General features: G+C 68.7%; 14 protein-coding genes. 5 read left to right on the top strand and 9 right to left on the bottom strand.

Annotation, left to right across the window (positions count from 1 at the left end; all coding sequences use genetic code 11):
* Positions 1–27: 27 nt before the first annotated feature.
* A complete protein-coding gene (locus tag ABD207_RS02665; RefSeq protein ID WP_344009745.1) occupies positions 28–1,086 on the bottom strand; it encodes a TauD/TfdA family dioxygenase in 1,059 nt (352 codons plus the stop codon).
* 30 nt (positions 1,087–1,116) lie between these two features.
* Positions 1,117–2,934, bottom strand: coding sequence for a non-ribosomal peptide synthetase (locus tag ABD207_RS02660; protein ID WP_344009744.1), 1,818 nt, complete (start codon positions 2,932–2,934; stop codon positions 1,117–1,119).
* A 511-nt stretch (positions 2,935–3,445) separates the two neighbouring features.
* Between ABD207_RS02660 and ABD207_RS02655 the strand changes: the two genes are divergently transcribed.
* Genes ABD207_RS02655 through ABD207_RS02635 form a run of 5 tightly spaced genes read left to right on the top strand, consistent with a single transcriptional unit; the run spans position 3,446 to position 7,656 of the window.
* Positions 3,446–4,390, top strand: a complete 945-nt coding sequence (locus ABD207_RS02655) for an ATP-grasp domain-containing protein (RefSeq protein ID WP_344009743.1) — start codon at positions 3,446–3,448, stop codon at positions 4,388–4,390.
* A gap of 4 nt (positions 4,391–4,394) precedes the next feature.
* Positions 4,395–5,738, top strand: a complete 1,344-nt coding sequence (locus ABD207_RS02650; RefSeq protein ID WP_344009742.1) for a hypothetical protein — start codon at positions 4,395–4,397, stop codon at positions 5,736–5,738.
* A 33-nt stretch (positions 5,739–5,771) separates the two neighbouring features.
* Positions 5,772–6,575, top strand: a complete 804-nt coding sequence (locus tag ABD207_RS02645) for a thioesterase II family protein (protein ID WP_344009740.1) — start codon at positions 5,772–5,774, stop codon at positions 6,573–6,575.
* On the top strand, positions 6,572–7,075 hold the full coding sequence (locus ABD207_RS02640) for a thiamine pyrophosphate-binding protein (protein WP_344009739.1): 504 nt from the start codon (positions 6,572–6,574) through the stop codon (positions 7,073–7,075). Before ABD207_RS02645 ends, ABD207_RS02640 begins: the two co-directional genes overlap by 4 nt.
* The gene (locus ABD207_RS02635) at positions 7,072–7,656 is read left to right on the top strand and encodes a thiamine pyrophosphate-dependent enzyme (RefSeq protein WP_344009737.1); all 585 of its coding nucleotides are present in this window, start codon (positions 7,072–7,074) and stop codon (positions 7,654–7,656) included. The genes ABD207_RS02640 and ABD207_RS02635 overlap by 4 nt, the downstream gene beginning before the upstream one ends.
* Before the next feature lie 118 nt (positions 7,657–7,774).
* On the opposite strand, the gene ABD207_RS02630 is transcribed toward ABD207_RS02635, so the two are convergent.
* The 7 genes from ABD207_RS02630 to ABD207_RS02600 all read right to left on the bottom strand — a co-directional run bounded on the left by ABD207_RS02630 (position 7,775) and on the right by ABD207_RS02600 (position 13,460).
* Positions 7,775–8,155, bottom strand: a complete 381-nt coding sequence (locus tag ABD207_RS02630; protein WP_344009736.1) for a hypothetical protein — start codon at positions 8,153–8,155, stop codon at positions 7,775–7,777.
* A gap of 38 nt (positions 8,156–8,193) precedes the next feature.
* Complete coding sequence (locus ABD207_RS02625) at positions 8,194–8,733, bottom strand: hypothetical protein (protein ID WP_344009735.1); 540 nt, start codon at positions 8,731–8,733, stop codon at positions 8,194–8,196.
* Positions 8,734–8,796: 63 nt separating this feature from the next.
* The gene (locus tag ABD207_RS02620; protein WP_344009734.1) at positions 8,797–8,958 is read right to left on the bottom strand and encodes a hypothetical protein; all 162 of its coding nucleotides are present in this window, start codon (positions 8,956–8,958) and stop codon (positions 8,797–8,799) included.
* A gap of 72 nt (positions 8,959–9,030) precedes the next feature.
* A complete protein-coding gene (locus ABD207_RS02615; RefSeq protein WP_344009733.1) occupies positions 9,031–9,492 on the bottom strand; it encodes a nucleotidyltransferase domain-containing protein in 462 nt (153 codons plus the stop codon).
* The gene (locus tag ABD207_RS02610) at positions 9,482–11,908 is read right to left on the bottom strand and encodes a site-specific integrase (protein WP_344009732.1); all 2,427 of its coding nucleotides are present in this window, start codon (positions 11,906–11,908) and stop codon (positions 9,482–9,484) included. Before ABD207_RS02610 ends, ABD207_RS02615 begins: the two co-directional genes overlap by 11 nt.
* Positions 11,905–12,246, bottom strand: coding sequence for a helix-turn-helix domain-containing protein (locus ABD207_RS02605; RefSeq protein WP_344009730.1), 342 nt, complete (start codon positions 12,244–12,246; stop codon positions 11,905–11,907). The genes ABD207_RS02610 and ABD207_RS02605 overlap by 4 nt, the downstream gene beginning before the upstream one ends.
* The gene (locus tag ABD207_RS02600) at positions 12,246–13,460 is read right to left on the bottom strand and encodes a tyrosine-type recombinase/integrase (RefSeq protein WP_344009729.1); all 1,215 of its coding nucleotides are present in this window, start codon (positions 13,458–13,460) and stop codon (positions 12,246–12,248) included. The genes ABD207_RS02605 and ABD207_RS02600 overlap by 1 nt, the downstream gene beginning before the upstream one ends.
* Between the last annotated feature and the right edge of the window lie 4 nt (positions 13,461–13,464).

The raw sequence follows: 13,464 nt of genomic DNA, 5'->3' as shown, positions 1-13,464 counted from the left end.
GGCGGCGCGGAGCCGTGGACTCACGGATCAGGCCCGGTCGACCAGCACCGGCCCGTCGAAGACAGCCGCGCCGTCCGCGCGCCGCACCACGGTGACCTGGCCGGTCATCGCGACGAGGGTCCGCCGCTCCCCGGTGTAGGGGCGCCGGCCGTGGGACTGCAGCAGGTTGTTGACGAGCATGAGATCGCCGCGCTGCCACGGGAAGGCGTAGGTGCAGGCGTCGAAGGCCTCGCGGACCCGGTCCATCTCCTCGTCGGAGATCGGTGAGCCGTCACCGTACGTGGCATTACGGGGCATCTCCTCCTCGGGGAACAGCTCGCCAAGCGCCTCCCGGGTGGCGGCGGGCAGGTTCGAGACATGGAAGAGGTGTGCCTGGTTGAACCAGCACTCCTCACCGGTGCCCGGGTCGGTCACCAGGGCCGGGCCGCGCTGCGAGGTACGCAGTCCGTAGTCGGTCCACGTGAGCTCGATGCCCCGCTCCGCGCAGTACCGCTCGACCTCCGCCCGGTCCTCGGTCTGGAAGGTTTCCTGCCAGGTCAGGCCCATGCCCTCGCGATAGGACCGCTGGTACGCGATACCGAGCTTCCGGAAGCGGTCCAGGAGGTCGGACGGCAGTCGCCGGGTCACCTCGCGCACGTCGGCGAGCGGAGTCTCGCCCCCGGTTTCGGCAGCCTGGAAGCAGGCGAAGAACAAGCGGTGCGGGAAGACGCCGGCGTAGGCGCTCTCGCTGTGCTGGGTGATCGTCTCGGACGCCGGGTACTCCGTGGAGGTGTATACGCCTCCGGTGACGGCGCTGCGGGGTGTCGAGCGCTCCGTGTAACTGAGCAGCTCACCTCCTGAGCGCCGCGCCACCGCTGACAGTTGCTCGGGGCTGTGCACACAGTCCCGCACCAGCACCGCGCCGACGGTATCGAGCAGGTCCGTCAGCGCGGCGCCGTGCTCGACCACCCAGTCCTCGATGCCTCCCGGCGCCGCCCCCGGTTGTGTGCAGGAGGTCTCGTAGACGACGAGCCGGGTACCGCCGGATCCCTCGACCCGGCCCGTGTACGGCCCGAGCACCGGCGGCGGTGCCGTGTCCTGTGGCACGGTGGTTCTCCTTTTCCTCGTGAGTGGTGGTCAACTCCGGTCGGCGCACGGTGCGGGCGCGGTGGTGCCCTCCGCGCGGGAGGCCATCGCCCTGACGCTTCCGGCCCGGAACACGTCCGTGGGCGTCAGTGCGAGGCCGTTTCTGCGGGCTCGCGCCGACAGTTGGATGCCGAGCAGCGAATTGCCGCCGAGCGAGAAGAAGTTGTCGTCCGGTCCCACACGCTCGACGCCGAGCAGTTCCGCGCACAGATCGGCGAGCAGCTTCTCGGTCGCCGTCATCGTGTCATCCGCCGCATCAGCCGATTCGGCCGGTCCGGGCTCCGACGGCAGAGCAGCGACCAGGGCCGCGCGATCCACCTTGCCCTGGGGGGTCAGCGGCATCCGGTCGACGAGCACCACGGCGGACGGCACCAGGTAGGACGGCAGACGGCTCGCGGCATACGCGCGCAGCCCTTCAGCCAGGTCCGTCCTCTCCCCGGCGGCACCAGCCTCCGGTACGACGTGCGCCACCAGGTGCAGCCCGCCGGGGCCGGACACCGGGGTGACGCAGACCTGCGCGACGCGGTGGTCCGCCAGCAGCGCGGTCTCCACCTCGCCGGGCTCGACGCGGTGCGAACGGATCTTCACCTGCTGATCCCTGCGCCCGACGAACACCAGGTTGCCGTCGGAGCCCATCCGGACCAGGTCGCCCGTCCGGTACATCCGCGCACCCGGCACGCCGAACGGATCGCTCACGAAGCGCTCCTCGGTCAGGTCCGGCCGGTTCAGGTAGCCGAGGGCCAGCTGGTCTCCCGCGACGAAGAGTTCACCGGTCGCCCCCTCGGCCACCGGCCGCAGCTGTTCGTCCAGCACATGGACGCGCACTCCGGGCGCGGGCCTGCCGATCGGGACGGGTCCGCCGGGCAGTTCGTCCTTCGGGTCGACACGGTAGGTGACGCAGCCCACGGTTGCCTCGGTGGGACCGTACTCGTTGGTCACCGCCGCGCCCGGCGCCCGGCGGCGCCACGCGTCGAGCTGCTCGCCGAGCAGCTGCTCGCCACCGACGACCAGGTCCACGGTGGCGAGGGCGGACGGCGGCAGCGCATCCAGGACGGCGAGGTGACTGGGCGTGACCTTGAGGAAGGTGACAGGGCCGTCCGCCCGTGTGTCGCCGACGACGCCGTCCGGGTCGAGCAGCTCGGCGACGAGGATGGAGCCACCCGCCGACAGCGGTCCGAACAGCGTGGTGACGGTGAGGTCGAAGGAAACCGCCGAGTGCAGCAGGGCGGTGCCGGCAAGGCCGGGGTAGGCCTCGAGGGCCCACCCCAGATATGCCGCCAGGCCGCCATGCGGCACGACGACGCCCTTGGGCGTGCCGGTGGACCCGGAGGTGTGGATCACATATGCCGGGTCCACCGCCCGTACCTCGCGCCCGCGTTCGTCGGCCGTCACCGCATCACCGGGAAGTGCTTCCAGGGCGCGCAGCGTCTCCGGGTCGTCCAATGCCACACGTTCGACCGTTGCCGCCGGGGTGTAGGAGCCGGTGGTGAGCAGTACAGCGGGCCGGGCGTCGTCCAGGACGGCGGCGACACGCGCCGCCGGGTGGTCCACGTCCAGGGGGACGTAGGCGGCACCCGCCTTGAGCACCGCGTAGAGCGCGACGATCAACTCGGCGGAGCGGGGCAGCGCGACGGCGACGATGCCATCGGGGCCGACACCCCGGGCCAGCAGGTGGCGCGCGAGCCGATTGGCCCGAGCGTCCAGTTCGGCGTAGGTGACGGTGTGTTCGCCGTCCCGCACCGCGAGCGCCGAGGGGTTTCGGGCCACCTGCGACTCCAGCAGTTCGTGGGCGAAGAGGACATGGTTCATGAGCTTGCCTCTCGGACTCGGACCTATCGCCCAGGGAAGGCGGCCGTCCGGCACGCGCGGTCTGTGTCTGGGGTGCGCGGCAACCACCCGCACGCGGCCAGGAATGACGCCCCGCCGAGCGCCCGGGCGTAGAGCGATGCCGTGCGGGCAGACGCGCGGCGACAGTGACGGACAACCCTTTTGGGCATCGGCGGGCAGCGCCGCGGTGGAGCAGCAGCCTCATCTCCACGGCAGCTCGGCGGGCGCTCGACACATGGGTCGTCCGCTATTAATGGCAGACACATGCATCCTTGGCAAGGGTTTTTTCCTGTGAGCCTGATGGATGCACCGCCGGGGCCGTACGAAGTACCTCGAAGGTCCTGCGGTACGAATGGCGCTAGCCGGTCAAAAAGGGAAATTGCCGACCGTGCGAGGCATGGAGTACACAAGGACGATCTTGCCTCTGGTGAGTCCATGGTGTTCTATGGTCAGGGAAGGCTGTTGTCGCAGGTTCACTCAGGGGAGGGTCCTCTTGGCCGGCATCATCAATTGGATATACCAAGAGGATGATCTCGAATTAGATGAGATTCTCAGATTCGAAGAGAGTCTCTCGAAGCGCTACCTTCCCCTGGCCCAGAAGACAGGCTTTGACTTCCGTTTGATCAGGGCCGGCGAGATCATGCTGTCCTGTGTTGACAAGCCCGTGATGCGCTACCGCGGCGAGGATCTGCTGGAGACCCGGCAGTGCTACATCGCCGAGGACATCAGCATGGAGCCGCAGGGCCTCCAGCATATGCGTGCGATCTACCGGACGATCCACGCCAGCAACTCGGTCCTGCTCAACAGGTCGATCAGCGGCCCGGATTACCTGGAACGGGACAAGCTGGCGCTCCTCCAGCACGCCGCCAACCTGGGCGTGCCGGGCCTGAAGACCATTGCGGTGCCCCCCAAGAAGTACGCTCGGAAGGTCATCCCCGAGGTGGAGCGGGAGCTCGGCCCCGGACCCTATATCGTCAAGCCACGCGAACTCGGCATGGGCGTGGGTGTCCTCAAGGTCGAGACGGACCAACAGCTCGCCTCGACGATCGATATCGTCTCGACGACCGGAACGGGCTACATCGTTCAGCAATTCCTCCCTCATCACGCAGACATGCGGGTGTTTGTCGTCGATGGCCAGGTGGTCACTTCGCTCAGCCGAAAGCCCCGGCCCGGTGGATATCTCGCCAGTATCAGCCAGGGCGGCTCACTGGAAGTGAACGACGATCATCTCCAGGTCGAGGAATGGTGCAACAGGATAGCAAAGAGCCTGAATGCAGAATTCCTTTGCATCGACTGGCTCATGACAGACTCCGGGCCGATTCTCAACGAGTGGAGTACGGCCAGTGCCGGATTCACACTCCTGCCGGAGCCGCAACTCACTCTGCTCGCCGACGCCTTTTTCGGCTGGATCAAGCGAAAATTCGAGGAAGGGAACTGACGGCGTGGCCGACGAGACCTGGTTCGGCACCGCGAAGCTGCCGGAGAAGTCGCGACTGGCGGTTCCGGAACTCACCGAGCACCTGGATCGTACGCTGGACGACCTGGACTATCCGGTCAACAGCATCTCCATGAACCCGGTGGTCCTGCCGCAGGAGCGCTACACGGAACTCTTCGACGCCACCCGGCAGTTGCTCCGGCTGCTTCGTCGCGCGCTCTTCGGAATCGCCCCGGACTTCCACGGAAGACTCCACGCGCTCGGCGCAGTGGAGGAAAACTACCCGCTGTGGGTCAAGGGACCGCTCGAAGAGACGTACGCGACGTGCATGACCCGCCCGGACATCGCCATCGGCCCCACAGGTCCCAAGTTCCTCGAGTTCAACATCGGTTCCGGCATCGGCGGCGTCGTCGAGACCTCCGTCCAGTCCGCAGTCTGGAAGGCCGCGTACGGTGGCACCGACGCGGCGCCCTTCCGCGCCACGCCGGACCCGCTCTCCGTACGAGACCAGATCTTCGTGCGGGCCGTGCGCGATCTGGGCACCCCTCCCGCCGTGGCCATCGTCGGGGCACTGCGCGAGTTCAACGCTGTACGCACCACACGGTACTTCGACATCCAGGTTCAGTCGCTGCGCAACCAGGGCCTGCAAGCGGAGTACTTCGAGCCCGAGCAACTGCTCCAGGGGCTCGGCCTGGGCGGAGGCCGCTCGACTCCTCGCTACCGGCTGGGCCTGCGGCACTTCACCATCTTCGACTGGACGCGGCTCGGGATCGATCTTGCACCGATGCGTTCTGCCCTGGACGCGGAGTGCTTCCTGATCGCCTCTCAGAGCGCCTACCTCGTCGCCAACAAGAAGGTGCTGGGCTGGGTCTCTGAAGGGCTGCCGTGGATGACCGCGGAGGACCATGCCCTGGTCGAACAGTACTTGCCGTGGACCAGGACCGTTTCCGACCGGCCGGTGCGCTGGCGCGGTATCACCCGGCCGCTGCCCGAACTGCTGCTGTCGGAGAGGGAGAGCTTCGTCCTCAAGCCTGCCATCGGACTGGGCAGCCACGGTGTCGTCCTCGGCCGCCACGTCGACGAAGCCACCTGGCACACGACCTTGGACACCGCGCTGGGCACCGGCCAGTACATCGCGCAGGAATACGTCGAGCCCGTGCCGTACCGCGTGGAACTGCGCGAGGAGGGCAGCGAGGACACCTACGAGACCGACGTCCACCCGGTACTGAGCCCCTTCCTCTTCGACGGGCAGCCCGGTGGCTGCCTGGTGCGCTACCTGCCGCCCGGTCGCGCGGGTGTCACCACCATCCAGGGCAATGGCGCGTTGCCGTCGGTTGCACTGCCCGTCTGATCCGCCAGGTCGCCCTCCTGACAGGAACGCGATATGACCACGCCTTTATCCGAGCGCGCCGCCCGGTGGCTGCGCACACCCCGGCCGAGGCCTTCGGCGTCCGTCCGCCTGATATGCCTGGCGCACGCCGGGGGAACCGCCAGTGCATACCAGGACTGGTCGCCGTACCTTCCCGACGACATCGAGCTGTCCGTCGTCCAGTACCCGGGCCGCCACGACCGCATCGCGGAGCCCTGCGTGGACTCGATGGACGAGATGGCCGACGAGATCGCGGCCGCCGTACGGCCCCAGGGACGACAGGACATCGTGCTGTTCGGCCACAGCATGGGTGCCGCCGTCGCCTACGAAGTGGCCCTGCGCCACGCGGAGCACGGACACCCTCCGCGGCAGTTGATCGTCTCCGGACGTGCGGCTCCGCACCGTCATCCGGGGGGCGACCTGCACACCAAGGACGATGAAGCGCTCGTGTCCGAACTGCGCAGCATGTCCGCCACCGACCAGGCCGTGCTAGACGACCCCGAACTCATGGCCCTGCTGTTTCCGATGATCCGGGCCGACTACCGGCTCATCGAGCGCTACCAGCGCAAGTCACCGCCCCGGATCGACACCCCCATCACGGTCTTCCACGGCCGTGCGGACGACCGGTTCCCCCTCGAAGAGGGCGAAGCCTGGAGGGAACTGACGAGTCGGGGCTTTGACCGCCGGGTGTTCGAAGGCGGCCACTTCTACCTCCACGACCGTGTCCATCAGGTGGTGTCTGCAGTCGTCGAGGCCATCGGCACGACCACGACAGCACTCCAGACGCCGGAAGGCAGCGCCCGAGGAGCCGACACGTGAGCGACAATGCCGCGGCCACTGCCGTCTTCGACGCTCTCGTCGCCCACGACATGGGTCCTTACTTCGCCACGCCGTGCGGTGTGCTGGCACCACTGCTGGCCCACTTGCAGGAGCGCGCCGACTACCACGTGGTGGCGCGCGAGGACAACGCCGTCGGGATGGCAGCCGGCGTGGCCCTCGCCGGAGGTACTGCCACCGTGCTGATGCAGAACTCCGGATTCGGGCAGTCCGTCAACGCCCTGGCCTCCCTGGTGGTCCCTTACCGCATCCCCATGCTCCTGATCATCAGCATGCGTGGAACTCCGCCGGACCCAACACCCGAAAACCTCGCGATGGGCCGGCTGACCGCGCCAATCCTGGACGGCCTCGGTATCGAGCACGACTACCTCTCCGCCGAGACGGCCGACGATCAGATCCGGGACGCCCGGCGCACGGTCGTGGAGAAGCGTCACAGCCATGCCTTGCTGGTACGACCCGACGAATTCGACTGGAAGGCGTGACCGTCGTGCCGTTCGACAAGTCCACGGCCATCGCCGAGATCCTGGCCGCCGCGCCCGGGGTCCCCACTGTGTTCACCACTGGCTTCGCCTCCCGTGTGGCCGCGTCCATGGACGAGCGGCCGAACCACTTCTACATGACCGGCTCCATGGGCCTGGCCCTGGCTCTGGGGACCGGTGTCGCCATGGCCTGGCAGCAGCCGACGATCGTCGTCGACGGGGACGGCAGCCTGCTGATGAACCCGGCCACGCTGCTCGCCGTGGGAGCGGCACCGGAGCTGCCCCTGGTGCACATCGTTCTGGACGACGGCCTGTACGCCTCGACCGGTGGTCAGCCCACCCCGGGAAAACACGCCCATCTTGCTGGGTTTGCCACTGCGAGCGGTTACCGGTCTGTATGCGAGGCGACCAACCCGTCCGCTCTGCGGACCCGGCTCGCGACTGCGCTCGGGGCTCCCTCAGCCGTCTTCATTCACTGCCCCGTCCAACCGGACGCGGCCCCGCCCCTGAGGCGTGTCACGCCGGACCTCCCAGGCGTCGCGATGCGCTTCTCGCAGTTTGTCAGGAGGGCTGCTGCACCGTAGCCGGCTTGTAGGACACCCAGGCAGTCCGTCATGAACTCCGATGGTGCTGTCGCTTCTTCACCCCGATTCGACACCTGGACCACGGGCAACCACACCCGGTCTGCCTCGGCCGCTCTTGTCACCTGTGCTGGGGCGGCGTGTGCAGGATGGGAAGGACCCGGACGACCGGGTCGGGGGTCGACAGAGCTTTGCGCAACTGGTGGTTTTCCAAGGTCAGTTGATTGACCACCCGGACCAGCCCCTGAACGTCGGCGCGGAGTTGCTCGAGTTCGGCTTTGTCCTTCTCGCGGAGTTCCTTGAGCCGTACGATCTGTTTACGGAGCCGGGTCTCGGCGTCGGTGGGCTGTCCGCGCTCTTTGACCTTGGCGTAGAACTCGTTCTTCAGATCGAGGTGGCGCTGGGTGAGAGCGTTGCGGGGGACGCCGGCCTCGATGGCGAGGGCCACGATGGTCAGGGCCCCGTTGGAGCGCTCGGGTCGGCCGGTCAGGATGCGGTCCATGGCGGCGCGGATGCGGTCGCGCTCGTCTGCTGCTCCGCTTACGCCTCGAGGGCGGCCTGGCCGGCAGGAGTGCTGGGGATCGTCCGGCCGGTCTCCGCCAGCCGCTTCGTGTCGGTGTGCCCGGCGAGGATGTCGTCGGCGAGGTCGTCGACCATGCGCAGGGCCCAGACGAGCAGCGGCCCCATAGTCTCTTCGGCCAGTGGCTCGCTGGCGTTCTCCCCACTGCCGGCGGAGGAGACGGCCGGGAGGTAGTCGTCGGCACCGAGTTCGTCCCACGGCGGCCGGGAGACCCCCGTGGGGCGGGCGGAGAGCTGGTCGAACGCCCACAGGCGGGTGAGGGTGCCGAGGATTTCCAGCACACGCTCCCGGCTGGAGCCGGCGGCGAGCAGGTGCTGGTCGTAGGCGGTCCAGACGGCCGTGGTGCACTGGGCGAGCGAGGTCAGCCCGCGTTCCTCGAGCCACGCCGCCAGGTACATCCACTGCCGTACCGCCTCGGTCAGGTCACTCAGGCTGACGCGGGCCCGCAGCCGGGTGGCGCGTTCGGCGAGGAACGTGGGCCGCAGCTCGCCGTTGATCATGGTCCAGGCAACCAGCCGGGGTGTGGTCGCCTGGGGGCAGGGATGCCCGGCGTCCGTGTCGGCTCACGCCACACCCCCGCAGGGGTCCAGGCGGTCGTCGAGATCCTGGATGCCTTCGGACTCCCGGGCGATGCGCGCGAAGACCTCATCCAGCTCCGGCATCGGCGCCTGTTCCGGATCGTCATCGGCCGTGGCCAGCATCGCCCGCAACTGCAGGTCGGCCACCGGCGCTAATGGTGACGTCGGGTATTGGAACTGTCCGAATGCCCCCTGAGCCGGCCGTTGCCGCCGGGGTCGTCATGATTGGCAGGCCCGGATCAGAGACGCAAGGACGGTGTCTGGGTCGTGCAGGGGACGGGCGCCGTCGGTGACGACTCGGCGTGTGCCAGGATCCACCGGGTCCGTCTGTGCCCAGTCGGGAGACCCGATGTTGATCTCGACCTCCAGCCCTGACGTTGTGGCAAAGCGTCGTTCGCTGATCGGTCCCCATGACTGGGTTCTGACCAGCTTGCCGAGGGCGAGCTCGACGGCCCATGCGTTGTCGGAGTACTGGGACTCGTCAGTCGTGAGAAGGACGAGGTCGATGTCGGAGTCAGGCCGTGCGCCATTGCGAGCGCACGATCCGACAAGTAGGAGACCGACGACGTCGTGGCGGCCTGCGGCCCACCGCGTGACGCGGTCGATGATTTCTTTCGTTTCGGCAGCCCGTTCCGGTGAGATCGCAGGTCGCTGACTCGCTGGCTGGTTGTCACGGTGCATCGTGTTGCCTCCCGGGTGAGTAGCGGTGGCTGACTTCCGCGGCGTAGTTGGCCCAGTCGCCCGCGGAGAGACGTTGCCAGGCGACGGCGACGTCGGTGTGGATGCCCAGGGTGCGGGCGAGGATCGCAGCGGGGATCGCGGTGGCGAGCTGGAAGAGAGCGGTGCTGCGGGCCTGGTTGGGTCGGATGCCGAGGTTGTTCAGCCGTTGCGTCAGCTGTGTGGTGCTGATCGGCCGTCCGGGCTGGCCGCCGGGGAAGAGCCAGGGAGAGGGCGCCAGGGCGCCTATGGTCGCGTGTCCCTTGCGGTTCGCGGCAACGGTGCGGGCCAGCTGGGCGACGGGCTCGGGCAGCTGAACGGGTGCATTGCCGAGGTGGAGACGGACTTCCTGAGGACCGATCTCGACGTCCTCGGTGGTCAACCGGTGGATTGACGACGGCCCTTGGGCATAGAGGAGGAGAAGCAGCCCGGCGAGGCGGTCTTCGGGCTTGAGGGTGTCGTCGTGCAGGAGCCGGCGTGCGGTGTTCCAGCGGTGTTCGTCGTCGAGTGGCTGGGTGGGGCCGTTCCAGCGGACGGCGGGGACGTGGACGGTGGTGAGCTTGTTGGTGCGGGCCCAGCGGATGAAGTGCCCGGCCGTCTGGCGGTAGGCGGCCAAGTCGTCGGTGAGCCACCGGTCGAGGTCGGCGTGCCGACAGGTCTCCAAGGTGAGGTCGTGGGCCGCCAGCCAGCTCAGGAAAGCGACGGCCGCGTGGGTGCGTTGACGCGCGGACATGAACTGCTGCGGGGTAAGAGGGCGGCCGTTGTTACGTTGACGAAGCCGCCGGACCAGGTGCCAGATCGTGTACCGGTGCAGAACTTTGCGATGTTCGGGGTCCGGCTGGGAGGCGAGGAGGCTGGTGAGGAAGCGTTCGAGGCGGACCATGTACTCGTCGCGCTCGGGCAGGGCACCGACGCCGACGAGGACTTGGCGGAGGTGGGCGAGGGGTGGGCTGTCGGGCAGTTCGTCGAGGGCCTCGTGGGTCAGGGCTCGCCGGCCGGACGCGAGGTCGGACAGGACTGGGGAGACGGACGGCTTGTTCAGCCACCGCCTGGCGGTGATGGGGTGCTCGGTGGTGGCGATGTTGTGCCGGAGGGCTTCAAGGCCTGGGTGGAGGGCATTGGACGGGGCCCCCAGTAGCTCGCCCAGGCGCCGGTTGATGAGACAGCGGGCGCACTGGCCGGGGTGCGGGTAGTCGGGATCGCTGCAGGTGGGACAGGTGTGCCAGACCTCAGGGGCGGTGCAGTCCGCGCAAAGTGGCTGGTCGAGGGTCCCGGAGACGACCGCCGCAACACCTCGGCAGACCGAGCACGCGGCTGAGCGGCGCTGGCAGTCCGGGCACCACGGCTGGCCCGTGGTCCGGGAGGTGCCGCAGGGCTTCTCCTCGCCGCAGATGCTGCACGTTCCGGTGGGCAGGGAGGGGCAGCTGGAGCAGAGCGGACCGTCCGGCGTGCGGGTGTTCACGACCTTCCGGCGGCCGCAGTTGATGCAGGTCTCCAGGTTCGCCGGGTCGTTGACCAGGCAGTTCGGACACAGCGGTCGGCCCTGGTCGTCGCGGGTGGCCGGTTCTCGGCGGGCTCCGCAGCTTGAGCACTCCTCGATGCGGGAGTGGGCGATGCAGGTGCGGCAGACTCGCTGTCCGTCCAGGGGCTTGTCGATGCGTACGACTCTGTGGCAGCCCGGGCAGGACGGCTGGACGATGCCGGCGACGCCGGCCGCGTGCAGCAGGTCGATCAGCCGGAGGATCGCGCGGTGGGGTGCGAGGTGGCCGTCCCCGGTCAGCAGGGCGGGGTTGGCTTCCAGGGCCCAGGCGAGTTTCTGCTGGTAGGAGGGGCGGGGTGCCGACCGGCGGACCGCGTCGGCGATCACTTCCCGCCCTGCGTGCGGATCCAGTTCGGCGATCAGGGCGCTGATCACCGTGATGGGATCGCGTCCGTCGGTGTCTGGGCACTTGGCGCATCGCGGTCGCCCGGCCCGGTCCCGCGTAGCGACCCGGCGGGTGTTTCCGCAGGCAGCGCAGGACTCGGGTTGCGGTCCGCAGTTCCCGCAGTACCAGTCCTGGCCGCGGCGCTGGAGGGTTCGCATCTGTCGGCCGCACTCGGCGCAGCACGGCGGCGAGACCGTCTGGGCTCCGGCCTCACGCAGGGCGATGAGCAGGTCGCCGACGGCCCTGGGCGCCGGAGAGCGTCCGTCGCTCAGCACGCTGGGATGCTCGGTCAGATGCGCGGCGAGGCGGCGTGACTTCGCGCGGCCGCCCGCGACGCCTGTGACCACGTCGCGGATCCGGTCGGGCTCCAGTCGGTGTTCGACGGCCGCGACCAGGTCCACGATCAGCCCGATCGGATCGGAGACGGCCCGCTCGGGGTGTCCGGGTGCGGTCACGGCCGCTCGACACCGCGGATGCGGGCCCGCTTGGGCCGCAGGTCACCGACACTGCTCTCGGCGCCAACGGCCTTCTTCGTCCGGGTGGTTGAGCTGGCTCCGGCTGCGGTGACGGGCTCGATGAGGTCGTCCATGGTGCAGTCGAGAATGTCGAGCAGGGCCATGAGGATCTTCAGGCTGAGCCGCTCGGGGCGTTCGACGACGAGCCGGTAGACCTGGCTGGACGACAGGGTGATGCCTCGTTCGTCCAGCAGCGGGATGAGGTCGGTGGTGGAGAAGAGCCCGCGGTCGGCCATGACCTTGCGCAGGTGCCATTGGTAGTCGAGCTTGGCGGCCATCATCGGTCCTTGTCTGCGGAGGTCGGGGCGAGTGCGGGCGCAAGTGCCTTGTGGAGCATGGTGTTCATGAAGTCGTCGCTGACGTGCGTGTAGATGGCGGTGGAGCTGTCATTCTCGTGACCGACTTGCTGCTGCAGAAAGCGCCGGTCGACCCCGTCCTCCGTGAGGTGGGTGACGTAGGCGTGGCGAGCGGAACCGCCCTCCGGCGCGACCAGCCGACGGCGTTCTGCCGGGGTCAGCGATGCCCAGGGCCGCCGGATGCCGTTGATCAGCCCGCCCCTCTCGTCGGGCTCGGTCACCATCAACGGCTCACCCCACCGTCGCGGCGGCCGCCAACGGGTGCCCTCTGCGGTGGCGGCCCGGTCCAGCTCCACGTAGTCGTGCACCGTGGCGAGGACCTCATAGGAGACCCAGGTGGTGCGGAACTTCCTGCCCTTGGTGATCCCGGCCGGCACCGGGAACGGGATTGGCACCACGGTCGGCTCGGGCGGCAGCGCGGGGATCTCCCACGGCAGCAGGTAGGTGAACTCCTGCAGCCGCAGCCCAGTGGCAAGCGCGAGGTCCCCGACGGCCGCATTGCGGATCATCTCCCGGCCGTGAAAGCCGGTGTCCTGCGAGCCGTCCGGGGCCAGTCCTCGCAGGCCCTTGCGGAACAGCTCGGTGAAGTCCGGCTCCAGGTACTTGATCGTCACGTGCGGCTTGGGGGTGCGGCGGACCGCCAGGTTCACCTTCACCTCCCGGCCGGTCCCGGCGAACAGGGCCCGCGCGGCCCGGTAGGTGAACGGCTCGGCCGTCGCATACTCCTCGTGCATCGCCCACCGGTAGAACAGCGACAGGATGCTCATGTGCTGGCCCCACGTCGTCGCCCCGAACCGGGCCTTCAACGGGCCCGCCGCCCGGTGCTCGGCGTACCGGCTCAACGCAGCCTTCAACCGTGCCCGCGAGTCGAACAGACCCACCCCGTGTACGGCCAGGAACTCCATCCACTCCTTGACCACCCGCGCGTAGTTCTCCCACGAGCTCGGCGCAGGCGCCCCGCTGGCCGGTAACTCACGCAACCACCGGTTCACCACCGCCGCCGGACGCGGCGCAGCCGGACCGTCCTCGAAGCACAGGTCGTCGTCGACGAGCACGGGCATCCCCTCGGGGATCAGCGGCCGATGCTCGACGTCCCAGGACTCCCAGCCCCGGGACGAGAAGAAACTCAGGATCATGGGC

This window comes from Streptomyces thermospinosisporus (genome assembly GCF_039526425.1).
GTDB classification, from domain to species: Bacteria; Actinomycetota; Actinomycetes; order Streptomycetales; family Streptomycetaceae; genus Streptomyces; species Streptomyces thermocarboxydovorans.
The sequence above is the reverse complement of the archived record's forward strand: the minus strand, read 5'-3'. Positions and strand labels throughout refer to the sequence as shown.